Origin of the sequence: Nocardia sp. NPDC051929 (assembly GCF_044548645.1) — a bacterium.
Classification (GTDB): Bacteria; Actinomycetota; Actinomycetes; order Mycobacteriales; family Mycobacteriaceae; genus Nocardia; species Nocardia sichangensis.
The window spans coordinates 1-24,720 of record NZ_JBIUCG010000008.1 but is presented as its reverse complement, the minus strand read 5'-3'; the positions used below and the strand labels follow the sequence as shown (position 1 = coordinate 24,720).

Annotated in this window: 17 protein-coding genes; 1 reads left to right on the top strand and 16 read right to left on the bottom strand. The window is 67.3% G+C overall.

Annotated elements, in window-relative coordinates:
* Positions 1-21 precede the first annotated feature (21 nt).
* The 7 genes from ACIHAX_RS11870 to ACIHAX_RS11840 all read right to left on the bottom strand — a co-directional run bounded on the left by ACIHAX_RS11870 (position 22) and on the right by ACIHAX_RS11840 (position 11,968).
* Positions 22-432 carry a hypothetical protein gene (locus ACIHAX_RS11870; protein ID WP_364431848.1) on the bottom strand — a complete coding sequence of 137 codons (411 nt, stop codon included), beginning with the start codon at positions 430-432 and terminating at the stop codon, positions 22-24.
* Between the two features lie 63 nt (positions 433-495).
* Complete coding sequence (locus ACIHAX_RS11865; protein ID WP_364431845.1) at positions 496-636, bottom strand: hypothetical protein; 141 nt, start codon at positions 634-636, stop codon at positions 496-498.
* 743 nt (positions 637-1,379) lie between these two features.
* Positions 1,380-5,381, bottom strand: coding sequence for a type VII secretion protein EccCa (eccCa, locus tag ACIHAX_RS11860; RefSeq protein ID WP_364431842.1), 4,002 nt, complete (start codon positions 5,379-5,381; stop codon positions 1,380-1,382).
* Complete coding sequence (gene eccB / locus ACIHAX_RS11855; protein WP_364431839.1) at positions 5,378-6,934, bottom strand: type VII secretion protein EccB; 1,557 nt, start codon at positions 6,932-6,934, stop codon at positions 5,378-5,380. The genes eccCa and eccB overlap by 4 nt, the downstream gene beginning before the upstream one ends.
* A 105-nt stretch (positions 6,935-7,039) precedes the next feature.
* Positions 7,040-8,800, bottom strand: a complete 1,761-nt coding sequence (eccA, locus tag ACIHAX_RS11850) for a type VII secretion AAA-ATPase EccA (RefSeq protein ID WP_364431836.1) — start codon at positions 8,798-8,800, stop codon at positions 7,040-7,042.
* Positions 8,801-9,328: 528 nt separating this feature from the next.
* Positions 9,329-10,993: a hypothetical protein gene (locus ACIHAX_RS11845; RefSeq protein WP_364431833.1), complete on the bottom strand. Its 1,665-nt coding sequence runs from the start codon at positions 10,991-10,993 to the stop codon at positions 9,329-9,331.
* A gap of 27 nt (positions 10,994-11,020) precedes the next feature.
* Positions 11,021-11,968, bottom strand: a complete 948-nt coding sequence (locus tag ACIHAX_RS11840; RefSeq protein WP_364431830.1) for a C40 family peptidase — start codon at positions 11,966-11,968, stop codon at positions 11,021-11,023.
* Between the two features lie 330 nt (positions 11,969-12,298).
* Here ACIHAX_RS11840 and ACIHAX_RS11835 point away from each other — a divergent pair, with 330 nt between their 5' ends.
* A complete protein-coding gene (locus tag ACIHAX_RS11835) occupies positions 12,299-13,264 on the top strand; it encodes a hypothetical protein (RefSeq protein WP_397277224.1) in 966 nt (321 codons plus the stop codon).
* A 412-nt stretch (positions 13,265-13,676) separates the two neighbouring features.
* On the opposite strand, the gene ACIHAX_RS11830 is transcribed toward ACIHAX_RS11835, so the two are convergent.
* The 9 genes from ACIHAX_RS11830 to ACIHAX_RS11790 form a co-directional block, all read right to left on the bottom strand.
* Complete coding sequence (locus tag ACIHAX_RS11830; RefSeq protein ID WP_397277222.1) at positions 13,677-15,626, bottom strand: type VII secretion target; 1,950 nt, start codon at positions 15,624-15,626, stop codon at positions 13,677-13,679.
* Between the two features lie 146 nt (positions 15,627-15,772).
* The gene (locus ACIHAX_RS11825) at positions 15,773-18,319 is read right to left on the bottom strand and encodes a hypothetical protein (RefSeq protein WP_364431821.1); all 2,547 of its coding nucleotides are present in this window, start codon (positions 18,317-18,319) and stop codon (positions 15,773-15,775) included.
* A 7-nt stretch (positions 18,320-18,326) separates the two neighbouring features.
* Positions 18,327-18,644: a hypothetical protein gene (locus tag ACIHAX_RS11820; RefSeq protein ID WP_364431818.1), complete on the bottom strand. Its 318-nt coding sequence runs from the start codon at positions 18,642-18,644 to the stop codon at positions 18,327-18,329.
* 37 nt (positions 18,645-18,681) lie between these two features.
* The gene (locus tag ACIHAX_RS11815; protein ID WP_364431815.1) at positions 18,682-19,056 is read right to left on the bottom strand and encodes a hypothetical protein; all 375 of its coding nucleotides are present in this window, start codon (positions 19,054-19,056) and stop codon (positions 18,682-18,684) included.
* The gene (locus tag ACIHAX_RS11810) at positions 19,053-19,778 is read right to left on the bottom strand and encodes a hypothetical protein (RefSeq protein ID WP_364431812.1); all 726 of its coding nucleotides are present in this window, start codon (positions 19,776-19,778) and stop codon (positions 19,053-19,055) included. The genes ACIHAX_RS11815 and ACIHAX_RS11810 overlap by 4 nt, the downstream gene beginning before the upstream one ends.
* Complete coding sequence (locus tag ACIHAX_RS11805; RefSeq protein ID WP_364431809.1) at positions 19,775-20,113, bottom strand: hypothetical protein; 339 nt, start codon at positions 20,111-20,113, stop codon at positions 19,775-19,777. Before ACIHAX_RS11805 ends, ACIHAX_RS11810 begins: the two co-directional genes overlap by 4 nt.
* A gap of 22 nt (positions 20,114-20,135) precedes the next feature.
* Positions 20,136-21,599: a PE family protein gene (locus ACIHAX_RS11800; protein ID WP_364431806.1), complete on the bottom strand. Its 1,464-nt coding sequence runs from the start codon at positions 21,597-21,599 to the stop codon at positions 20,136-20,138.
* 45 nt (positions 21,600-21,644) lie between these two features.
* A complete protein-coding gene (locus tag ACIHAX_RS11795) occupies positions 21,645-23,306 on the bottom strand; it encodes a hypothetical protein (RefSeq protein ID WP_364431803.1) in 1,662 nt (553 codons plus the stop codon).
* Complete coding sequence (locus tag ACIHAX_RS11790; protein WP_364431800.1) at positions 23,303-23,833, bottom strand: hypothetical protein; 531 nt, start codon at positions 23,831-23,833, stop codon at positions 23,303-23,305. The genes ACIHAX_RS11795 and ACIHAX_RS11790 overlap by 4 nt, the downstream gene beginning before the upstream one ends.
* Positions 23,834-24,720 lie beyond the last annotated feature (887 nt).

The window sequence follows — 24,720 nt, the reverse complement described above, 5'->3', positions numbered from 1 at the left end:
CTGTATCGGGTTTCGTGGCCGTCAGAAATTGAGGTCGATCTTCGACTGATCCTGGCCGATGGCGGAGGTGTTCTCCATCTGGTTGTTGGCCCATGTGCCAGAGGCGTTTCCGACGTCGGTCACGCCGTCGTTACCCAGCCGCGCGATCTCACCCGCCCGGTCCATACCCTCCGCGTCGGCCTGGATCCTGGCCGCGTCCATCGGATCCATGATGCGGGTCTGCAACATGTTGCACAAGCTCTTGATGTGCTCGTACGTATTGCCGACCGCGTTGTAGATGGCAGTGCCGATCTCACCCTCGACGGCGGCAGGGAACTGATGCTGCACTCCGGACAATGCTTGCCCGGCCGACTCGAACTCGCCCAGAATAGTGGCGAACTGCACTCGGGCCTTACTCAAAGTATCGTGGTCGATTTCAGTGGTAAAACTCATGGCTCCTTGCCATTCCTTTCGAACAATGTGTTTTTTGCCGCTCGGCACGCCTACCGAGAAGCCTCATAGTCGGCGGTTCCCGCCTCGCGTATCGAAGCTGTCGAGCACCCCCATGAGCACCGCTTTCGCCGTCGCGTCCTCCTGGGTGTCGTCCTCGTCGCATTCGATGACGCCGATCGCCGGCGGTCGCTCCAGCACCGGCACGTCGAGCTGTTCACCTGGTATGGAGTCCTTCCCAGGCCTGCCCTTGTCCTCCTTCCTGAGACACCGCGTCCGAGCGGCCGGGGCACTGACACCCCGGCAGGCGGCACGAGTACCGGACGCCATCGATTGTCGGCGCGTACGGTGCGGCTCCAGAGACGACGTCCTGGCCCCACGCATCCGGCCCGCGCTCACCGACACCCGAATCGGCCGTTGAACCGGCCGACGACAGCGCACGCTCCACCATTACGCCCATGGCGAGAATCGATGCCTCGTCGATGCCAGCGCGGGCGGCCGACACGGCAACCAACGACGCTGCTCCGGGGCAGCTGGGGAGGATCCGATTCGCCTGCGGCCCCTCGGCGACGTACACGTCGAACGGCATGACTCGCCCTCTCTCTACCGGGCTACACGGTCGGTCAACTGCCGACAGCGGCGGCGCTACGGCTGACGAGAGCGTCGCAGACCGAATCGGCGGTCTCATAGTGAATTCCGACCGGGACAGAAGCGTTGTGGTACGGATTCGGTTCGGTGATACCGACATTGCTGTCGATGCGAGTCACCCACAGCGTCGGCTTCGCGGCACCGAGTCGGGCACTGATCACGGGAAGTTGTTCGGTAGGAACTGGCACTGGAACCATCGAAGCCTCCAATCGATCGGTGCCACTCACACTCGAGCGGTACACCAAGAACGCTAAGCTATTCCCAACCTTGGGGGACAAAGGAACCTCGGCCGTGCGGCGCGTTCACTCCGGCGTCCACGCGGCTTGGACCAAGTCCTTGCGGGAATGCAGCGGCTCCACGAAGATTCCCCTTCCCACCGGCTGTTTGGTGGGCTTCACGTCACCGATGAGCATGCCGTCCAGCCTCGACCCATCGAGGATGACGCCGGAACAGTTGAGGTTCTTGATCTGCCCGAGAACGCTGTCGTACATCGCGGAATCGGCTTGGGCGATATTCCGGGCCGCGACGACATGCAGCCCGGTATCGCGGCCATCGATCATGAGCTCCCGCAACGGATCGAGCGGATTGAGCTGTCCGCGTTGGACAACCATATGGTAGTCATCGATGACGACGAAGATTTCCGGCCCGCTCCACCACGAACGATCCCTGAGCTGTTGCGGTGTCACATTGTCCGGCGGACGCCTGCTTCGCATCTTGGCGACGAACGGCGGCAGATTCTCGCTGAGATCCCGAGCGCTGGTCAGATAGCCGACCAACTGGTCGTCGGGCAAGGCTTCCATATGCTGGCGTCGGTAATCAATCAGCAGCACCCGCGCCTGGTCCTTGGTGAAACGGGTGCGGATGGACTCCAGCAGTGCCGATACCACCGTCGACTTTCCGGATCCCGACGAGCCCAGCACGACCAGATGCGTAGATACGCCGAAGTCGTGCACAGCGGGACCGAGGTCGGATTCCCGGACACCGAACGGCACGACCAGTCGCTGCGCGAGATCGGTCGGCTCGGGGATACGCGCGAGGACCTCGCTCAGCGAGACCTGGCTCGGCAGCAACCTCACTTCCGGTGCCGTACGACCGTCGTGTGTCCGCCGCAATTGGTCGGCAACGGCGGTCAGTCCGGCAGCAACCGACTCGGCATCGCCATTCCCGTCCGCACGTGGCAGTGCGGTGAGCATGTGCAATCCTTCAGAGGAAATACACCGGCCCGGCCGATTCGGCGGGATGGCCGCCACGACACTCCGCTGCCCGGTGAAAACCGTATCGGTCAGGTCACCCAACCGCATTTCCAGGCGGGTCTGCACCATGTCTTTGATCTGTGGCCGGATCGCTGCCCACCGCGAACTGCTGATGACCAGATGGATACCGTAATTGAGGCCCTGTACCGCAATGGATTCCATCGTGGGCATGTACTCGTCGTAGAAGGGCCCATTCGTCGCGAATCCGATGTCCCAACCGTCGACGACGATGAACACATCCCCGTGGACATCGCCGGCCGCGGTCAACCGCGCGGACTCGGCGGCGGAGCCGCGGCGACGCCGAAACTCACGCATCGTGTCGATGCCGAGTTCGGTGAACAGCGTCTGTCGCATGGCGATCAAGTTGTTGATCAACGCGAAAGTCCGTCGAATACGGTCGGTGTCACGTGCGGAGGCCACGGAGCCGACATGCGGCACGGTGCGAAGACCGGACAGGCCGCCCGAGAAGTCCAGGCAATAGAACTGCACCTGTTCGGGCGTGTGGGTCATGGCGGCCGATACGACCAGGGTCTGCAGCGCGGTCGACTTCCCCGACTGCGGGCCACCGACCACGGCCACGTGGCCGCCCGCGCTGGACAGATCGACCGACCACACGTCCTGGCGCTGCTGGCGTGGCTTGTCCACGATCGCCAGCGGAAGTTGCAGCGCGCCTCGGGGAACGGCACCGACGAGCTTGTCGAGGGTGGGCGGCGTGCCGAGCGGCGGCAGCCACATCTTGTGCGCGGGCCTGCCGTGGCCGGCGAATTGCTGCAGCACGGTCTCCATGATGGTCACCGGCTCGCCTTCCAACGCGGGCGTCGGCGCGACCGGCTGCGGCGCGGCGATCGAGGCCGGACGCGCGTCGGCGATATGCACCGCGGTGAAACGCTGCGGCGGCCGGTATCCGCCCCCGGCACGCCGCACCCGCTGTGCGTTGGCCGTGGAGTTCTGCACCGGCGCGGTGTAAGGCTCACCGACATACGCGGCTTGGAACCGTTGCAGATCGCCTGCGCCGACGCGGAGGTAGCCGGCGCCGGGCTTCTTCGGCAAGTGATAGGCGTCGGCGGTGCCGATGGCGTCGCGCGAGTCGCTGGTCTGGTTGGTGCGCAGGGCAACTCGGTACGACAAGTGCGCCTCGAGTTCGCCCATCCGGTTGGCAGGCACCTTCTGCGAGGCGAGCAACAGGTGGATGCGCAGCGATCGACCGAGCCGGCCGATGGCCACGAACAGTTTGGAGAAGCCAGGATGCTGTTCGAGCAGTTCGGCGAACTCGTCGAGAATGATCAGCAGCGTGGGCATCGGGGGCAGGTCCGCGCCTTGCTCGCGCACTCGTTCGTAGTCCGCCACGCTGGCGAAGTTGCCCGCGTCGCGCAGAATACGTTGCCTGCGGGCCATTTCACCGTTGATCACGTCTTCCATACGAGTGACGAGATCGGCTTCCTCCTCCATGTTGGTCACGACGGCGGTGACATGGGAGAGGCGGTCGTAGCCGAGGAAGGTGGCGCCACCCTTGAAGTCGACCAGCAACAGGTTCAGTACGTCCGGCGAGTGCGTGGCGATTGCCGAGAGCACCAGCGTGCGCAGGAATTCCGATTTGCCGGAACCGGTCGCGCCGATGCACATGCCGTGCGGGCCCATGCCTTCCTCGGCGGACTCCTTGATGTCGAGATAGACGACACTGCCCGCCGGATCGTGCCCGAAGGGGATGTTCAACCGCGAGCGGTCCGCGTCTCGGCGCCGGGGCCACTGCAGATCGATGCGCACCGCGCCCGGATCGGGCAGACCGACCATTTCCTCCCAGGAGGTACCGCCGCTGGCTTGCTCGGCGGCCACCGCCTCCACCACTGTGGACAGCCGGTACGGCGAGATACTGCGCGCCATCCTGGTCATCGCCGCCACCGACAGCGTGTCGGCGACGCCGACGCGACGCAGGCCGCGGACGGTCACTTCGTTGAGCGACCGGTCGTCACGCACGGTGAAACGCAGGGCCCGCGGCAGATTCTGTTCGGTGGCGCCCAGCCGCAACCAGGTGCAGCCGTCGATGCCGGAGATGTCACGGTCGCTCGCGGGCCCGGCGACGTCGACGAGCAGCAGGAAGTGCGTGCGATCCAAGGTGGGCTGCGAATTCGCCGAGAACGGACCGCGATTGAGTCCGGCGAGCACCTTGGTGCGCAGTTCGGCGACGGTGCGGTAGACCATCCGGCTGGAGCCGATGGCGTCGGTCTCGTTCGGATGCTGGGTGTGCGGCAGCCATTTCAGCCAGGACCATTCCGGCGCGTCCGGGTCGGACAGCACCGCCGCGACCGCCACCTGGTCCGGTCCGTGCAGCACTACCACCTCGGCGATCATTGCGCGGACCAACCCCGACACCAGGCGCGGGTCGCCGTCGATGCCCACCTGCGGCGCCGACAGCAGATTGATCGCGACCGGCATGCCGCCGACCGTGGAATAGGCCTTGGCGAAGCGAGTCAGCTCGACGACGCCGACCGGGTCCAGATCGAACGTGGGCGCGGCTTCGGGGACGATCACGCGCACCTGGTTGGCGATGCGCCCGCGGCCGACCCGCACGCGCAGGAACTGCGGACTCGCGACCTGCACCTCCCACATCCGCTTGCCGCCGATCAACCGGGCGATCTCGTCGGGACCAGGGTGGGTGTAGCGGAGGAAGGTATGCAGCTCGGCTTCCGCCGCGTGCACCATCTTGCGGTTGTCGGTGATACTGCGCAGGTAGTCCTTGCGTTCCTCGTTCAGGCTCGCCGCACCGCCGGAATTGCCCCCGAAGGCGCCGCCCATCATGCCGAACATCGACACGACCATCATGGCCGGGAACATCAGCGTCATCGGGTTCATGGCACCGCCGCCGCGGAACATCATGACCATCATCCCTGCCATGGCCGCGACCATGACCACGGGCATGATCATCCGCAGCCGCGAAGGCGGAACCGGTTTGGGCAGCTCCGTCGGCGGTTGCAACCGCAACTCGGTCACGGCGGGTGCTTTGGGACCGCGCACCATCCGTGCGGGCCGGACGAATCGGCGAGTGCTGGTCACTGCGTTCCCCCGAGCCCGGCGACGATCTTGTTGTTCGGAATTCCGTCGTGTTGGATGCGAGCTTCCTTCTGGGACAGGGCGGGTCCGACCGCGAAGAGCGAGATGATGCTCCACGGCGCGGGGACCGGGGCGCGCAGGGCGAGCGAGGTCAAGGTGGGATCGCCGCCGCCGCCGCTGTTCGGCTCGGTGATGAGGCCGTAGCGCACGCCGCTGTCGGAGACCCAGTAGAGCGATTCCCGCAACGGCGATCCCGGCTCGGTGCCGGTCACCTGCACGAAACGGCCGGTGTCCCTTGGCAGGTAGGCAGCGTCCGCGGTGGTGCCGCGTGAGGCGGCGGAGGTCACCAAATCCACCGCGCGACCCTGTTCGTCCTTCGTCAGCGGCAACTGTCTCCCCACCAACAGCTCGGTGGCCGCGTTCGGATCGTTTCCCGAGCGCGACCAGTGCAAGCAGGTCACGCCGGATCGCTCCGGGTCGACCAGGCGAATGGGACGCGTCGGGTAGGTGGCGGTGCCCGGCCACTGACCTGGACGCAGGTTCGCCGCGATCACGTCGGGCCCGACGGTGCGGGTCGACACCGCGCCTTGCGAGTCGGCGTTGCGCACCATCGCCGCCAGCACCGAGCTGACCCGCACCAACCCCGACTGTGAGACGAGGTAGTACGAAACTCCCTGGTCCGGTGTCGATACGGTGAGTACCGACCCGACCGGCGTGGTCAATCCATTGTTCAGCGTGACCGACTCGCCCTTACCCGGTACGTCGGGCACCCGCAACGGAGGAGCCTCGGGAATGGCGTTGACCAAGCCTTTGGACGCCGCCATCACCGGAGCGGTCGAATCGATGCCGAGCGCCATGGCCACCGCGGTGGTCGCGAGATCGATCGCGGCGCGCACCACGCCTTTCTCGGCGTCGCCGTACACCAACCAGGTCGTGTTGTCGTCGCGCAGCAGACGTGCCTCACCCTCCCCCAATGCGCGATTGGCGTCGCCGTCCACGGTGAGCGGGCCGCCGATCGCCGTCGTGCGCACCGCGGAGCGACTCACGGTCGGCAGACCGGTCGCGGGGTTGACCGGCGCCGCAGCACCGGTTCGCGCCGTGTCGCACACCGTCCACGACGAATCCCTCTCGCCGGTGTCGACGATGCTGCCAGGCGCACCGGGAATACCGACCCACGGCCCGCGGGGAAATTTCGACAGCTCGTCCCGGGAGACCTGCACCGGCTTGTCGGGGGACCCGACGATCAACCGGGCCGACGTCAGATTCAGCGCCGGGAACAGCCGGTTGTTCACGCGCACGAACAGCGCGCCGGTGTCCTTCTCCGCGATGATCTTCGAGTCCCCCACCTTCTTGGCGGGCTTGAAGAACGCCAGCACGGCGGCGCCCGCGATGATCACGCACGCGAGCGCGATGCCGACGGTCAGCGCGGTCGAGCGACCGCGCTGCGGGTCATCGATCATCGACGCGTCGCGCCGGACCAGCGCGTGCTCGATCCGGCGCAGCAGAAAGCGCCAGCCGGAAATCTGGTGTTTGGTCACAACCCGGAAGCGCGCCACCGGTTCTCGTTCCTTCCGCCGCCCTGCCACCACACCGTAACCAGCGGTTACGGCATGAATACGACCACTATTCCCAACCTTGGGAACAGTGGATCAGCGGACGCCTCACACCCGCGTGCTCGGCGCCAAACCCTCCAGCGCCGCGGTGACATCGAACGCGTCGATCGTCATGAGCTCCTGGTCGGTCATCGCGGCGATATCAGCGTTCTCCCTGGTGAAGCGATAGTCGCGCTCGGCTTCGGCGGCCTCGACCACGTTGCGCACGAAACGACCGTTGCCGGCCAGATCGATCAATCGCCTGCCGTTCTTGGTCTGCCCCGCCAACTCCTCGCACCGCAGCCGCAGCACCTCGCGTGCCTGCTCGGAGAGGATCGAGTCCTTCTTCCGCGCGATGTGTTCGGCGATCTGCACCAGTTCGTCTGCGCCGTAGCTGGCGAAGCGGATGCGCTTGGTGAAGCGGGACGCCAGACCGTCGTTGGACGCGAGGAACCGGTCGATCTGGTCCTCGTATCCCGCGATGATCACGACGAGCTTGTCGCGATCGTTCTCCATCCGGGCCAGCAGCGTGTCGACCGCTTCCTTGCCGAACGCGTCGCCGCCGGAAAGACCTTCCTGGATCAGCGTGTACGCCTCGTCGATGAACAGCACACCGCCGAGCGCCGTGTCGATCAGCGCGTTGGTCTTGGGGGCCGTGTGGCCCAGGTGGGTGCCGACCATGTCGTTGCGGGAGACCTCGATGACATCGGCGTTCTCTACGACACCCAGGCCTGCGAAGATCTTGGCGATCACACGGGCGATGGTCGTCTTGCCGGTGCCGGGCGGCCCCGAGAAGATCAAATGCTGCGACTTGGAATCCACCGCGAGCCCGCGCTTGGCGCGCACCTGGTCCATCAGCACGCCTGACTTGAGCCGGTCGACCTGTTCTTTGACCGAGTCCATGCCGATCTGCGCCTGCAGCAGATCAGAAGCCTCCGCGAGGAGACTCTCTCGCTCCGCACGCGCCGCGCTGGCGGCCGCCTCGCGCGGATCGTCACCCGTCTTCGGATCCCACTTGTTGGTGCGGGAGGCGATGAGTTCCGCGGTGGCGACCTCGAATCGGTACGCCTTGTCCCGAACCGCGCGCTGCCATTCCTCGCGCTCGGGCCACAGCGCCGAGCCCTGTAGTCCTTTGAGGACCTTGTCGGCGGCTTCGTGGTCGCCGTTGTGCCGCATCAGCATGCCGAGCAAGAAGTGCGCGTCGGCCCAGATGTAGGACAGACTGCCCGAGGAGCTGTCCTCCACGATCCGCTGCGCGCGCGGCATGGCCTCACCGAAGCGACCCAGATGCGCCAACGACTGCGCGGTCATCAACTCCGCGGCGATGTCCAGCAGACCGTCTTCCAGTACCGGCCGCGCGCTGCGCAGCGTGAGCACATCCGGCCATTGCTTCGTCCGGAAGTAAAGCGACATACGCACGAAATCGGATACGTCGTCGCGCGGAACCTCGTCGAGAATCGCCGCGGCCTCCTGCCATTCACCGCCTTCGGCATACGAGCACGCCTGTGCGATGGCGATCTGGTCGCGGTCGGCCATCGCGACGCGCAGGCCGTACATGCCGATCTCGACCTGGCACCACAGGGCGCGATCGACCAGACCCGCCCGTTGTTGATCGCGGTAGAGGTTGTGCACCGAGCGATAGGCGCCATAGATCACCTCAGAGGTGACCTCCCCCGCCATGGCGCGCCCGAGCCAGGCATCGCACATGTCCGGGTCGAGATCGGTGGCAGCCCGAAACGCTGCCGCCGCGTGCTGTTCGTTGCGCACGCCACCGGCGACCAACCCAAGATTCTGAACACCCGTGTAGAACGCGTCCTCGGCCGCTGACACTCGGACTTCCCTTCCGCCGATCTAGCCTCATCGAACGATAGATTCCGGCGGTCACGCCCAGGACTCGACTACTTCCCAGCAATGGGAATACCCCAGCACGCCAGCCGCCGAGCCGGGACATGCCAATTTTGAACGTGCCATCAGTTAACGGTATGTTTACCTCGGGGTCGGCAAACATCCGCCTGCAGACGACCCCTTAGGCGGCGGCTGGCCAGCCGCGATCCGGTCCCTCCAGCCGCCGCGCAGCAGGTGAGAGGCTCTGGCGAAATTTCTTGCCGCTATTTAGGTGCACACTATTGAACGTTCCGACAGAAGAGGGTACTGTCTGAACACAGATCGCCAGTCCCTCATCCTGACGATCTGAACCCAAGGCAACGGCCGGTGGCACCGGCAGGCCACCGGCCGTTGCGGGGGTACGACACCCAGGCCGGTAGCACGGTGTGTTTACGTCTACCACTGCCACCACTTCGACTCAGCAACCCATTCCCGTGCTTGGGAATGGGTTTTCTTGTGCCATCGATCGTCCGCTCAGTCGCGCGCCCCCGGCGGATCCACGCGATCGGACGACGTCACCCGCGACGGAGCCGCCGCCGCGTCGGCGAGATGGACACTGTCGACGCCCGCTTCGGCCCCCTTCTCCCGGACCAAGCGCAGCGGCGGTCGCGCGGACGGAGCGTGCACCACGGCCGGAACGTCCCGAGTACGACGGGTCTTGGTCCACGGGGTCACCGCGGGCCGACGGGCTTTCGGAGTGGCCTTCACCGGAGGTTCGGGCTTCGGCGGTGCGGGATTCGACGGGCCCGACTGCGCCACGGCACGCCCCCAAGGGGTGGACGCCGCGGTGGAGCCCTGCTGGGTGATGGGCGGAATACTCGGCGAATCGCCCATGACGGGACTCTCTACCGCGGACCGGTCCGCTACGGACAGCTGGCCGGCGGGCGCAACCGCGTCGGATGCCGAGCCGGGCCGGTGCACATCGGCGTCGGGCGTCGAGCGCGCCGAAACCTCGGGCATCGCATCACGATTGGCGACCGGCGCGGCATCCGCTTGCGCGGAGATGGCACGGGGGGTCTCGAGCCCGGCGGGTCGCTGCGCCGCCTCGAAATCCCCACCGTTGCGCGCGATATCGGGTACCGGTGATTTCCTCGCGGGATCCGCGGCCGGATCACGTGGGTCCGCACCGGCAGGTGTGGCCGACCGGTCGCCGGCCTGGACCGGACCACCCGCGCGGCCTTCGGATCCATTCCGTTCGACCGGCCGGTCCCCGTTACCTATCGCGTTCGTGGCATCGCGCATCGCGACGGGGACTCGCACGTTGTCGGTGCGGTGTCCGTCGAGACCAATGTTCCCCTGTGCAGCCGGAGCGAAGCGTGACCCGGGCTGTGCGTCGCGCCCGACCGGGAATTCCCGCGCTGCGGGGGCAGGACCGTGCGGTGTGGGAGTGTCCGTCGCGGTGTGCTGCGCCACATCGTCGAACGGCGTCGATGTCGTGAAGTCGAGTTCCGCGACGTTCTCGGCGAATGTCGCCGCGTGCCGCATGATGTCGTCGGCGTGATCATCGAGCACCTTTGCGAAATGCTGCACCGCGTCGGGGTCGATGTCCAACCGGGTGGCTCCGCTCGACGAAGGGATGTCGAGGGCGTTGCGGGTGGCGTCGTACACGATCCCGTTGACCATGTCGTCGATGGCCTGCTCGAGCGGTTCGATGGCTTTGCCGACGACCTCGGCGACGATGTAGCCGACCAGGTACTGCACCATCTCCTCGCACAGGCGGCGCGCAGCTGCCGCGACCAGCGGCGCGGACGGAGCCAGCGGCGGCGTCACCATCATCGATGCATAGGTCGCGGCCAAGGCGGCGAGTTCGGCCAATACGGCGATCTTCACCGCGGTGATCACTGTCGCCGCCACTTCGAGGGCCTGCCCCACGAGCTCGCAGGCGCTGTCGAGTTGTCTCATGTGGGTAGCGCTCATGCCCGCCCAGGTGGCGACCAGCTGCTGGTAGGACTCGCCAGAGTAGAAGGCGCCCATCTGGTTTATCACACCGGTCGCCGAGTCGTGCGTATCCCGCACTTGCTCGGCGAAGGTCCGGACATGCCCCGCGAGGGCACGCACATCGTCCTCGTTGATGTCCGGGTAGGGGATGCCGCAGATGTTGAGGAACAGCGCGACCTCGCTGGGGATGTTTATGGCCACGCTGCGTTCTCCTCCGCGGTCACCGGCTCACAGCACCCGCACGACGACGGCTTCGCTCGGCATACGTGACCATTTCACCGTCGAACCCGTGTAGGGCGCCTCGATGACCATCCCGTTGCCCGCGGCCAGCTGCACGTGCTCGGGCCCTCTCGTGCTGAACGAGCTGGCAGGGAACACCAGGTCACCGGGACGCACATCCTCGGGATGCACCCGGACCCCGCTGTAGATCTGCTCGTATGTGGTGCGCGGCAACACCACTTCCCCGTGGCTGGCCTGGGCGACGGCGTACTGGGTAAGGCCCGAGCAGTCGAATCCGCCGCCGCTCGGACCACCCGCGCCGCCGCCACCCCAGACATACGGCGTGCCGAGCCAGTTACTGGCGGCCAGTACCGCGTTGCTGCCGATCGTCCCGTCTGAGGGCACCATGCCGCTGCGACGCAACCGAGACGAGGACCTGGCCCTGGAACGCGTCCGTCGCCGCCGCCGAGGAGCGCCGCCGTGCCCGGCCTGCCGGGTCACCGGCGTCGCGGGCGGCATGATCTGCGCGGCCTGCTGACGCGCGGCGGCGACATCGGCGTCGACCTGCTTGGTGGCATTCGAGATGGTGGTCTGCGCGGCATCCAGCAACGCGGGACCGCTGAAGCGGGTGTCGCCCACCGCGGCGATCGCCTGTATCCGGCTCTGGAGATCCGCGATCTGGTTGGTCAGACGACCGCGGCTGTTGACTGTTCCGTCACCGGATTCGCCCACGGCCTTCTGCACGATGCTGTCCTTGCCCGCATGCGATTCCGCGATCGACAACTGCATGCCCTGCGCCTCGCCGTACCGACGCGCCGCCACGCCGGAATGGGCACCCAGGTCGGCGGCGATCGCTTGGGTCGTGGTCGCCGCCTGGCCGGCGGGCTGGCCGTCGCCGTAGAGCGCAAGCAGCGATCGGAGCACTCCGTCCAGGTCGTTCGTCAGTGCCGGTGCCATTCGACCGACTCGCCATCGCTCATCACCGACCGCCTCTCACACGCTTCCAAATATTGTGTCGCCCGAACCGATTCCGCCGTATTCCCATTCCTGGGTGGGTAATCGAACTATGAACCACTTCCCAGAATCGGGAAGCCGGGAGAATGAGGGTGACTTCTGAGAGGCGGTGGCGGCTGCATGGTAACGACGGCGACGAATACCCAAGCCAAGAAGGCAACGGCGTCCGCATCCGCCACTCTGGCGAGCTATGCCTCCGACGCCAAGCATGTGGTGCCGATCCATTTGCACTGCCCGCCCGGTGCGTCGGAAGGGCTGCGCGCCTTCATCGCGATGGCGGAGACCGCCATCCAAACCGCCGTCGACCTGCTCGGCCGCGGCATGCCCAAGCCGCCGCCGGACGTGGAAGAGCTGCTGCAGCCCGACTTCTACAAAACCCTCGGCAAGGGCGAAGCTGACGAGGAATATCGCAAAAGCGTCGACAAGGTCGAGGCCAAGCAGTTTCAACTGCTGCAGATGGACGACAAGGTGATCAGGACCTCGCAGACCGTGGCCAGCGAGCAGGCGCGGGCTGTGAAATCCATCCAAGATATCGTCGCCAACCTCAACGAAACGCTGAAGCGCGCGGGCACGCGCAAACTCAAGCCCAAAGACGAGCTTCCCTATCTCGAAGCTGTCGCCACCGCGGTGGACCGGGTCTACGACAAGGTCACCGCGATCGCCGAACTCAACGATCACATGGCCAACGGCGGCGGAAGCGGCAGCGGCAACGGAAGTTCGAGCGGCGGCCAGGCCAACGGGGGAAGCACCTCCGGCGGCAGCAGTGGCGGCGGCGACGGCGGACTGTCGTCGCTGTTGCCGATGCTGGCGATGCTGCCGATGGCGGCCATGCCGCTGATCTCGCAGATACCCCAGATGATGCAGAAGGCCGAAGAGGACAAGGCGAAAAAGGCCGAGGAGAACCAGAAGAACGGCGCTCCCGGACAGCCGGGCCAAGCGCCGCCACCCGGCAACCAGGCCGCGCCTGCCGTCGCGCCGCCGCAGGGCGCCCCGAACGCGCAGCCGGCCGGAGCGCAACCGGCCACCGCGCCGCCCGGCGGCGTCACCGCGGCCCCGGCGGCGAATACCGCGCCGCCCGACGAACAGAACGGGGCTCCGGCCACCGGATCACCCGGCGTCATCCCTGCTCGGCGGACCAGGGAGAGGTCCGCCGCCGACCGGCCCGACAGCCAGACCGTGCAGGATGCGGTGGAGGAGCGCGAACCGGATCGGGAAGAAAGCTCGGTCATCGACGCATAGTCGAGCGGCCGTTGGGTCGCCGCTCGAAGTGATCCCGCGTGTAGCTGGCTCGCACGCTCGATATCCCGGCTATCCGCCTGGCACGATCGGGGTCCGGCGGGCAGGCGTCGGCGCGGGCCGTGTGGATCAACGCAACTATCGGTGTCTGCCGCGTCGGTCACGTGAGCACGGCAGCGCAGCCTCCCCGTATAACCGCCGGTCTTCGACCGGTCCTTGACGCCCGGTATGGGCCGTCACCGCAACTCGGTCGGAATTGCCGGTTCCTGTGTGTGCCCTCGCCCCCATGCACAGCCCGGTTTCGCGTAGCACGGCTGCTGGCTAGGTATCGCGCGATCCGGGTCGCGGCGAGGTGGGTGTGAAACCCTACCGCACCGCGTCCGTACCTCCGAAAAACTCTAGACGAGTTCAGCTTTCACGCCTGCTCCGGCGGCGCCACCGGCGGCGGCGTCGAAGGCGCGACGACGATGGTGGGCGGCGGCCCTCCGGCGACTTCCGGTGCGGTGACCGAGGGAACCGTCTCGGGCCGAGCGACCCGCTCGGGCTGCACGGCGGCAGAGACGGGCGCCGGTGTCGAGACGAATTGCGGATGCAACGTGATCTGTTCGTGCGCGTAGACAGCGTCGCGCAGAGTCTGTCGGCCCGGTTCGTCGGCCAGCAGCAGCACCAGCTCGTTGCATCGTCGCTCGAAAACCATACTGCGCAACGGGGAAACCCCGGCATCCAGCCGCAGCTGGCCGATCTCCACGCGGCCCACGTCGACCCGCTGCCCGAGCATCGAGGCCGCCAGCAGATCGTCGGCGTCGCGCAGCTCGTCCCACAGTGCGCGCGGCACGACCCTCCCGGCTTGCAACTCGGCGAGGATCCGTTCCCGCACCGTGCGCGACGTGGCGGCTTCGGCGGGCACCGGTCCGGAACGTCCGACCTGTGCGTGGGCATCCGCGGCCAGCTCCACACATCGAGAAGCCACCTTCGCGTCGGGCACCGACGCGACATGCTCCAGGCCGGGGATCGAACCAGCAAGACCGAGGCGGTCAGCCGTGTCGGGGGTGAACGCGCGCAGGTCGACGTCGTAGACCGGACCGACAAGTCCTTCCATCGCCGCGTCACCGAATCGGGCACGCAAGCCTGGGTCGATCGGTCCGGACGAGACCAGGGCGGACAAGCTCGCGTTCGCTTTGCCGCCCCACGCCAGGCCGAATTCCGCCAGTACCCGCGCCGGATCCGTGACACCCTCCCACGGTGAACCGGCACCGTCGTCGGCCGCGAGCAACTCGTCCCAGTTCCACGGCGTGGAAACCTCACGCGGCAGGAACAGTCCTGCGGGCAACCAACCACGTCCTTCGTTGGAAGTGATGAAGACGCCGATTCCCCCTGGACCGCGCATCACCGCGACCGCCCAGGCCATACCCACCGGAGAGTCCACGGCGGCGAGCACGCTGCCGAGCAGCGTCTTGGCCAGCACCAGATCGTCGTTCACCCGGCTGCCCACCACGTAGGCGGGTTCGGCCTGCTTGTCCTTCGCCGAGGCGACAGCGGCGGCGAACGGGCTCGCGACCGGGACCGGCATGGGCGGCATGTCCGACCGGCCGGTCGCGCCGCTGGTCGGCTGCGTGGCGCCTCGGTCGTCCGGGCTCGCGTTGAGTGGCCCGACTCCACCGGGAGGCATGCCTCCGGTCGTCGGCGCGGTCACGCCGGTGCTCGACGGTCCCCCCGTTGTTGTCGGCGTCGCGCCGGCCGCGTTCGGCGTTCCAGCGCCATTGGTGCCGACCGATTCCGTCGGCGCGGCGGTCGCTCCGGGCACACCCGTACCCGTGGGCGACGCACCGTTAGGGCCGCCGGGCGACGTACCGAGCGGGTAGTTCTGGGCGCCGTCGGGATCGGCCGATGCCGGGCCCGCCGATGCCGGGCCCGCCGATGCCGGGCCCGCCGAAACGGGGCCTGCCGACACGGGGCTGTCGCCGGGCGCCGAACCGACCGGCGTCCTCGTGCCGCCCGGACCGTACTGATCGGTCGGGCTTCCGCCGGGCCCGGTCGGGGACGTGCGACCGGAGTCGTCCATCAGCCGCCGGATCACCGAAGCGGCTTCCGAGTCGTGCCGCTCATAGGCGGCCGCAGACGCCTGCAACGAGTCGGCGGTGCGGTCGTGTTCAATGGCCAGCGCCTCGCCCGCACGCTGGCGCGCATCGTAATAACGCTCCAGCGCTTCGTAGACCGGATAGGCGATCTTGCCGTAGGTGGGCAGGAAGTTGGCGAGCCAGTCAGCGGGCGGTTTGGCCCATTCCCTGGTATCGGCCGCGACCCGGCGGTGTTGGTCGGCCAGCTGACGCAAAACCGCAGGGTCGATTTCCATGCTGTTCGGCATGCTCGATCAGATCCTTTCCCACCACACGTCCCACTATTGTCAATCCTTCCCAGCCATGGGTAGTGCGCGGCGTTTGCCCGGTTCACGCTTTGATCAGTGGCATTGGGCCGTTGCGCTTTTCGTCTATTGCGGCGCCCGGCCCATCCTCACCGACCCGGACCCGCGGTGATGGTCGGGCGACGAGTCCGGGCGGCAGCGGGGCCCGGAGCCGGTGCGACGAAGTCCGGATGACCCACGATTTGCGCGTGCGCGTACACCGCGTCGCGCAGACGCCGGCGTGTCGCGTCCTCCGCCAGCAGTAGCACGAGTTCGTCGCAGCGTCGCTCGAAAACCATGGCGCGCAACGCGCTCATCTCCGACGTGTACCGGCCGTCGGCCTGATCGGCGCGCAACTCGCCCAGCGCGACCCTGGACACATCGGCACGCCGCGACAGCATCGTCGCGGTGAGCAGGTCGTCGGCATCCCGCAGCTCCTCCCACCACTCCTGCGGTACCTCACGGCCCGGCCGGAGCGCGCCGAGGATCCGCTCCCGTGTCGCAGGCGCTGCCAGCGCGGCGGGGGAACCCAGACCCGCCTTGTGGACCCGGGCATGCGCGTCCCAGGCCAACTCCCAGCATCGCACCCCGACCTCCGACTCCGGCGTGGTCGCGGCCCGCTGCACCAGCGCGGGAGCTCCGATCAGTTCGAGGCGGTCGACCAGATTCGGCTTCGGCGCGCTGAAGTCCATCGCCGAAGCCGCGGGGACTTCCCCTTCGATCGGCACGTCACCCAATTGCCGGCGCAACTCGGCACCGACTTCCTCCGAAGAGACGACGGCGGTCAGCCGAGCACCGGACTTGCGGCCCCAGGCGATTCCGAATTCGGCCAGAACACGCGCGGGATCGGCGACACCCTCCCACGCGCTCTGGGCCACCTCCCACACCCACGGCGTGGACATCTCACGCGGCAGGTACAGCCCGGCGGGCATCCAGCCGCGGCCCTCGTTCGAGGTGATGAACGCGGTGATGCCGCTCGAATGACGCATCACCGAGACTGCCCAGCCGAGCCCGAGGACCGCGTCGCCGCCCGCGGCAAGGACGCCGCCGAGCAGCATGCGGGCCAGCACCAGGTCGCCATCCACTCGCTCGCCCAGGACGAATGCCGGTGCGGCCGCCGACGTCATGGCCGCGCCCACCACGGTGCGCATCGAGTCGTCGGAGTCGTCCTTGTCCGCATCAGCACGCTGTTCGGTCCGTTCCGGCGGCTGCGCCCGGCCGGTGCCGCTCGCCCCGGGAGGTGGCGTCGCGCCCACCGCCGTGACTTTGGGCGCGGCGGCCGGTCCACGGGTTTCGCTCGGCGCGACCGTGGTCTGCTTCGGCTGGACTGGCGGCGGACCCGAGCCCGCCTGTGCCGCTGGAGCGGAGACCGATGATCCGGGAGGCGGGGCCGAGGCGGCGGGTGTGGCCGCTACAGACGATGCGGGCGGCGCGGCAGCAACAGGCGCCGCGACAGGCGGAGGAAGAATCAACGGCGGTGGCGCCGATGCGACCGGGTCGGCCCCGGGCACGGAGGAACCGGTGATCTGGTCGGGTGCGACGGTGTCGTGCGATTCCGCCGCGGAAACGGTAGTGGAACGGTCGGGACTCGCGGACTCGGTTCTATCGACCGAGACATCTTGGTCCCTTCCGTGTGAACCGTGTGCGTCCGCACCGGGCACACCTTGGTCGTGGCCGTCCTCCGGCACATCGTCATGCGAAGCCAGGGGCTCGCTGTCGGTGATGTGTGTGCGCGGCGCGCCACTCGCGGCAGGTAGACCGGGCCCGTTGTCGAGGACCCCACCGGGCGAATTGCTCACGGGGACGGTCGTCGTCCCACCGGGCGTGCGCTGGTCGGGCACAGGGTTCGTCGCCGAAGGGACGACCGGAGTGTCCTGCACCGGCTCCGGATTCGGTTGTTGCCCGAGTTCGTCACCGGGCAACAGCACCTCGCCCGGGTCCACAGTCGGTCGATGATCGACTTTTCCGGGGAACACCGCAACCGGCGAATCGTCCTTCGGCCCGTTCACCCGCGGTGATCCGTCTTGCCGTGGGCTGCCGGAGTGATCCGTGGCGGGACGGTTCTGTTGGTGGTCGCCACCGCTGTGGTCGTGCGCCCTGCGGTGTTCCGGCTCCCAAGGCCCCGGCTGGTTCAGCGCATCGCCGATCCGATTCAAACTGGGCAGGTCGTTCGGGCCGAGCGCGCCGAGCGCGGCTCGGACGATATCCTCGACGTCGTCCCGGGCGGCGTTGATTATTCCGGGAATCCGGTTCCGGATCGCCTGGGCGTCGGCTTCGTCTTCCTCCGCCGCGGCGGCCCGCTTCGTCGCGTTGATCCTCCGGGTGGCCTCATCGACCACGTCCAGGATCTTGTGGCGTGTCCGGTAGACGAGGTCGGAGAAGAAGCGAAAGGTGTCGGCTGCCGCCTCCAAGGCGTCGGCGAACGCCTGCGGATTCTTGCTCTGGCGCAGCATCTCGTCCTTGATCGGGTCCAGAGCGGCGCTGGCGCGAACCCGTTCGTCGAAGTCGCGGCGCTTGCCGTCGGCCTCGAGCAGATCCAACCCCGCCGCGCCGTCGCGCGCGAGACGTTCGAGCGCATCCCAGTCTCCCGGCGAAATCGCCGGCCAGTTGTCTTTGACGATCTCGGTCCAGTACGGACTGCTGCGCTCCGGTTCCATCAGCGAGTCAGATGGGTTCGGCGCTACGCACCGCGGCGCCGCCTTCTCGATCGTGGTCACCGTGCGCGTGGGAGATCCGTGCCGCGAACTGCGTGGTCGCCTCCGCCCGGCGGCCGTTGGCACGCACCGCACGCTCGAAGGTGGTCCTGATCCACTCCGTTTTCGCCACGAGTTGGCGGTCGAGCTCCGATTCGGGTCGCCGCGGCGCGACGAAGCCGTCGACGGTCCCTTTCGCCCGACCGCCGGTCGTGGTCATCGCCGTCCCCCACTTGTAGGCGGTGGCGATCACCTCGTGCGGCGGGTCGGTGTCGAGTCTGTCGGTCATTGTCGCTGTCCTGTCTCGCCGTTGCGGCGGTCGGCACTCAGGTGTCGCGTCGGAACTCGGATTCCTCCATGGCGCGATACGACGCCTCGGTCGGAAGATCGAACGAGTCGATCGTGTAGGAACGGGTGCCCTTGTACTCCATCTCGGCCCGCAGGCCCACACGCGATTTCGCGTGCGCCAACCGCGCGAGCTTGACGATCTGGGACGCCAGCCACTCGTCGCCGTTGTCGCGGGCGTCATCGGTGATGTACAGGCCGATGATCTCCCCGTCCCGGTCGCACCCGACGCCGACGGTGTGATCGGGGTTGAACACCTCGTAGGTCAGGTTCCGCCAGTCCGGCGGGGCGGCTTCGCGCTCACCGTCGTCGTCGACATCGAAGTCATCGACCTGGAACGAGTGCATGTCGGTCATCGGCTGCTCTCCGAGATTCGTTCGCCGGGGCGAGGATCGATCAAGTAGTCGGCTTCGTCGGACACCGATTCCAGACGCGCTGCCAGCGCGGACCACGCGGAGTCCTCGATGCGCATGACTTGGCGCAACTGCCAGAACCGGGCGCCGAGATACATCTCACCGGTGCCGTCGGTGGCCACATCGAGATGGTCTGGACCATCGGTGGTCGCGTTCAAGGTGACGGCCGTGAGCGGCGGGCGGGTGTCGTCGACGTTGATCAAGGTCGCGCCGCCGCCGGGAATGAAGCTCTGCCGCAGCCGGGCGCTGGTTCCGATCGCGACGTCCGCGCTGTTGGTGGTGATGGTGACCTCGGGATTCAACAGCAGTTGCAGCACCCACGAGCGAGCCGCCTGCTCGGGATGGTCGGCGTTGATCGCGATGGTGAGGGTGGCCGCCAAGTCGACCACGAGAACCGAATCCGTATTCGTGACACCGGCGATCACCAGACGCCTGGCGGTGCCCGCCGGGTACGGCAGATCGTCGGCGGCCAGGGACACCACGTCCGCACCGACCGCGCCGCCGGTCGCCGGGTGCGCCGAGACGGTTCCGGTGGCGATATCGATCGTGTAGGCGACGATCGTCTCCGAAATGCCGTCCGCCACCCCGGCCAGACGGACCAGCCCCTCGTCGTGCAGCCACCGCACCGTGTCCGCGACGGTGACGTCCGGGGCCGGCTCGGTCATCCTGCCTGCCCGGAAGCGGTGGCGATCGGCTCGGCCGCGTCGACGGGGTTCTCCATGACGCTTTGGTACTGCCGTGCCGCGTCGGCGGTGCTCTCCCGGATGGCGGCCATGATCTCGGTGACCAGTTCGGGGCAGGTCAGCCGAGCAGCGGTGCCCGGCGCGAGGTAGAGGTCGGTCAGCCTGCCCATCGCGTCGACTTCCGGGATGACCGCGCCGCTGGGCGACGGCCTGCGCGCCCTGATGTTGTCGATCTTCTCCCGCATCTCGGCGATCCGGTGCCGCAGATTGCGGGCGGCGTCCAAAGCCGCCTGCACGTCCGGGTGGATGGAACTCATGGCTCCACCTCGCTGCGCTCACTCATGCGTTACCTCCGGATTGGGTCGGTGTCTGGTTGCCCGGGCCGGGCGTCGGCGGGGTCACGGTCGGGGCTATGGTCGGCCGTTCGCCGATCACCGCTTCGGTGTGCGGTGTGTCATCGACATACATCAAGCGGTCCGGATGCCACGCCACGACTCGGTTGCGGTCGTTGCCATTGCCTCCCGCGTTGCCCATACCCGGCGCCATCGGCATGTACGGCATCATCGGCGATCCGCCACGCGCGGCAGTTGCCCCTGCGGCCGACGACGCGGCGAGTGGTTCGATGACCGCCGTGCGGGGCATGCCCGACCCCAGACTGGCCGCCGCGGCCACCGGAAGAGCGGTCGCCGCGACGGTTTCGGCCTCGACATCCGGGATGCCGAGACCTGGACTGCCGGCGGGCATCCCGCTCGGGCTGCCCGTCCCGAGGCCGCTGGGAATGCCGAGATCGTCGTAACCGTAGTCATCGACGCCGTAGTCGTCGTAGGCCTCCGACGGATCCGACTTGCCGAGCTGACTCAGTGGCATTCCGGCCGAAGTCATCGCACTCATCAAGGCGGGCAGCATCTGGCTCAACGCGCTGCTGTCACCGTTACCGCTTCCCTTGCCATCGCCGGTGCCTTTGCCGGTGCCGACCTTCGAGCCGACCTCGGTGGAATACCCGGTGATCGTCTCCGCCGAACGAGCGTTCTGTTCGTTGAATTTCGCCAGCGCGGCTTGGATACCGACTTCGTTCTTGGAGCGCATCGCCGCGAGGAGCTCCTTGCGCGCGGCGATGATCTCTTCCGGCGTGGGGTGTTTCGCTTTCGCGGTGCGGAATGCGTCGCTGTAGGTGTCGATTCCGTCGGCCAGCAGACCGAGACCCGTGCCGAGCTGGTCGAGCCATCCGCGGCGCCGGCCGAGTTCCGACGCCGCCTTCGCGCCGACCGGTTCCCAGTGCTGCATCGACCGCGTCGCCGAGTCCACTCCGTCGACGACCGCGAGGTGCGGTCCTCCGGCGAACTTGCGCAACGCGTCCGCGAATCCCTTCGCCGCGCCCGGCCCGGGACCCGAGTGCAACTGCTGGGCGAAGGTCAACGGGTCGACGGCGCCCCCCGCGACGGGGAACCTCAGCGCGGGCGGGCGCCGCTGGCCGATTTCCTGGACATCGCCGACGGGATTGGCCAGGCGTTCACCGCCGCTGCCGTTGATGGCCCGTGCGCCCTCGTCATCGCCCGCGGTGTACTCGGCTGCCGCCGTGCCGATGTTGTACGCGGTGCGCTGGATATCGGTGAGAACACCCGCCATGCCATTGAGCAGAGACGCGGCTTGCGCGTTGAGCTGCGGCACCGCCGCGGCGGAAATCGGGTCAGCTCCCGCGGGTACCACCCATCCGCCGGGTATCGCCGCCCCGGTATCGCGCGCCACCCCGGCGAGTTTCGACGCCGCAGCGACGAGTTCCTGCGGATCCACATTCAGCGCCATCGCGACCTCCTATCCTCGTCTGCCGCTGCCACATTGTTCGCGCGATCAGCCCGCGGGTACCGCGACAACCGGCATTGCCGCGTTCGCGGACTGATCGGCCGTGCCCGGCGTCGCCGAGGGCGCGCCCCCGTCCACCGGCGCGGTCACATCGGTGTCCTTCGGGTGCACGAACCCCTGGAACGCACCGAATTCTCCTGCCTTGTCGGACATCTCAGCTGGATTGCACGGTTTCAGCTCGCCGTCGACGATGACTTCCATCGTGCCACCCGTGTCGGAAGGGAATACCACGAGAACCGCCGTGCGCTTCTCCCAGATACCGACGTCTCCGGTCATCGCCTGGAAAGGATCGATGGGAGCGCCGATCTGCTTCTTGTCCGACCACTTCGACGACGTCTTCTCGTACGCCTTCTGCGCGTCGGTGCCGCTCTTGTTGCCGAACGCCGCGTCGAGGACTTGGGCGCGCATCGCGGAAACCTTTTGCGTGCGTCCGTCGGGGAAGGTGTAGACCACGCTGCCGTCCGCACCCGGTGTCCGACCGGGCGCCACCGCGGGCTGTGTGGAAGTCGTCGTCCCGGTCGGCGCGCCGGTGTGCTGCGTCGTGGGGGCCGTCGCGGCAGGCTGTGCGGCCGCGGGCTGCGCGACGGTCGGCGACGCGACCTGCTGCGGGTACACCGGATCGAGTTCGTCGTCGTAGCGACGCGGATCCAGCGCCGCGCGGCGGCTGTTCAGGTCCGTGTCAGCGCCGAAACGATTCCCGAGTGTCCCCAACATCAACGGCAGCATGGACATCGCGTCCAGGCCGGAACTCGCAGGCGACGTGGCGGCCGGCGACGGCACACTCGGAGTCTCGGGTGTCGTCACGCCCGGCGTGGTTCCGGTGGGGTCGATACCGTTGGGTGTCTGATTGTTCAGACCGGTGCGGTCCGTACCGGTGCCGTTCAGATCTGCCGGCGTCGTGCCGGAAGTCGGGTCGTCGAGACTGTCCAGGCCGGTGGGGAAGCCGCTGTTGTCCACGGCAGGCGGGGTCGTCTGGTTATTGCCGGTCGTGGGGTAGTTCGACGTGTCGACGTTCTGCGGATACCCCGTCGGATTGGCCGCGGCCGTCTCCAGCGCCTTCACCCGATCCTGGAGGTCCTTGGTCATCTTGTCGGTCTCGTCGGAATCACCTTTGATGTCTTTTGCGATGTCTTCCTGCTCGGATTTCGTGGTGTTCGTGATTTGCAGAGACTTTTCGCAACCTTCGGTGACGTACGTCATGACATGACGGTTTTCATCCAGATCCGGGGGCGGAGCCGCGGCTTGGGTGTTGAGATATGGAATGAGTTTGTTCTTATAGCCGTCTCTGGCGGTCTCTACGGAGACCTTCGAATTGTGGACCTTTTTCGCGACCCCGACGTCCCGCTTCTCCATCTTCTCGAAAGTGTTCACCAGCTTGTCGTTTACCATCGCGTAGTCTTCGAAGACGGCAGCCCTGACCGAATAATTCTTCAGGTCGACCTGCGGCACCGGCGCCTTGATCGGCATTTTTTCCGCGTTGCCCTTACCGAGATATTCCCAGCCCATCTGGAGAGTCGTGTGCAGGCACTTGTCGTCGCCCTTATCTACTTCCAGAAAATCATGAACCGCGATATAGAGCTTGAGCCGCTCCGCCGGCCACCGTTTGGAATATACGTCCGGGACATACAGGGTCGGCATGTCCTCGCTCATGGAGACACCAGCGCGGCCGAACTAGTGCCTCGATATTCCACACCCGCCGGACGCACCGGGAGCTTGTCCGGAACAGCTTGCGGCTCTTTCGGCGGAGGCGGCCCCGCACCGGGCCGGAAGCTCGACATACCGGCCGCCACACCGGCACCGGCCAACCAACCTCGGGCCGCATTGCCCGTCACGGCCCTCGTAGTCGCGACAGCCGGGCTGAACGCGCCCGAAAGTGCCCGTGCGGCCAGATTTCGGCCCCCCATGGTCGCGACCGCACCCCGGAGGGCACCACCGGCCCCGCCTCCGAGGAGCGAGAAGGCGGCGGATTCGGCGCCTCTACTAGCTGCGTCACCCCAGTTGCCGGTCGAGATGCCGTCCCAAAGCGTCTCCGCCGCGAAAGACCCCACCATGGCGCCGAACGTGGTGCCGACCCCCGGAATGGGAATAAGCGATCCGACCGCGCCACCGGCGACGGTGGCCGTTGTGGTCACCGCGAACTTGGCGACATCCTTCCATGGAATACCGAAGAAGCCCATGAGATCACCTTCCGGATGCTAGGCGGAGTGCCGGTCCATGACGGTCGGCCGTCCAGTCTTCACCTGCGTTCATTGCGATCGACACCACCTGGGCCGAAGGCTCGCAAGGCCCGTGCCTCACCACGGCAAAGTCCGCCTCTCGATCGAACCCCTCACCATCGACCGGAGCGGGCATACGCGACGATCGACCATGAGTGAGACCTACTTTCGACGTCTTCATTGTCGAGGCTTCCCAACTCGGGGAAGTGCGACGCTGGTAGAACCGGAAGGGCCGGACCGCATCCATCTACACTGACGAGCGCGAAATGTCCAGGCTGCCAACCAGTTCACAGCGACTTATGAGGAAGGGTCGGATGAACATCTGCCACCCGTTGCTCGAAGCTACCGCTCGGGCGTCCTCTATCCGCCGATGGCCACAGACAACCGGGGGAAGGTCATGACCTCTGCTGAAATCTGGCCCGCTGAGGTCGAAGCAAAAGAGCCGGAAACGGCGGAAGATCAGCGGACCGGGCCCGCGACGCCGTGGTCGAGCCGACCGGATCAGCAACGGTCACGACCGGGCACGGCTGCGCCGGGACTGCCGAGCGGTCCCCCGCCGCCCGGCCAGCCGGGCGCTCCTGCATCCGGTACCTCCAGCGGTGCCGGGCAGCCGGGGCCTCCTGGGGGGCCGAGTGTTGCTGTGCAGGCCGGTGCTTCGAGTCCACCCCCGGCGAGCCTGGCGGGCGTACCTGGCCAGCAGTCGGGCGTGAACGTGCCTGGTCAACCGGGTGGTGTGGTGGCTCCTCGGGTGGGGGCGGCGCCGGGTGGGGGTGTGGGTCGGGAGCCTGAGCCGGAGCCGGAGCCGTTGGTGGATCCGGAGTTGGTGGCGGGTGTGGCGCCGATGGCCG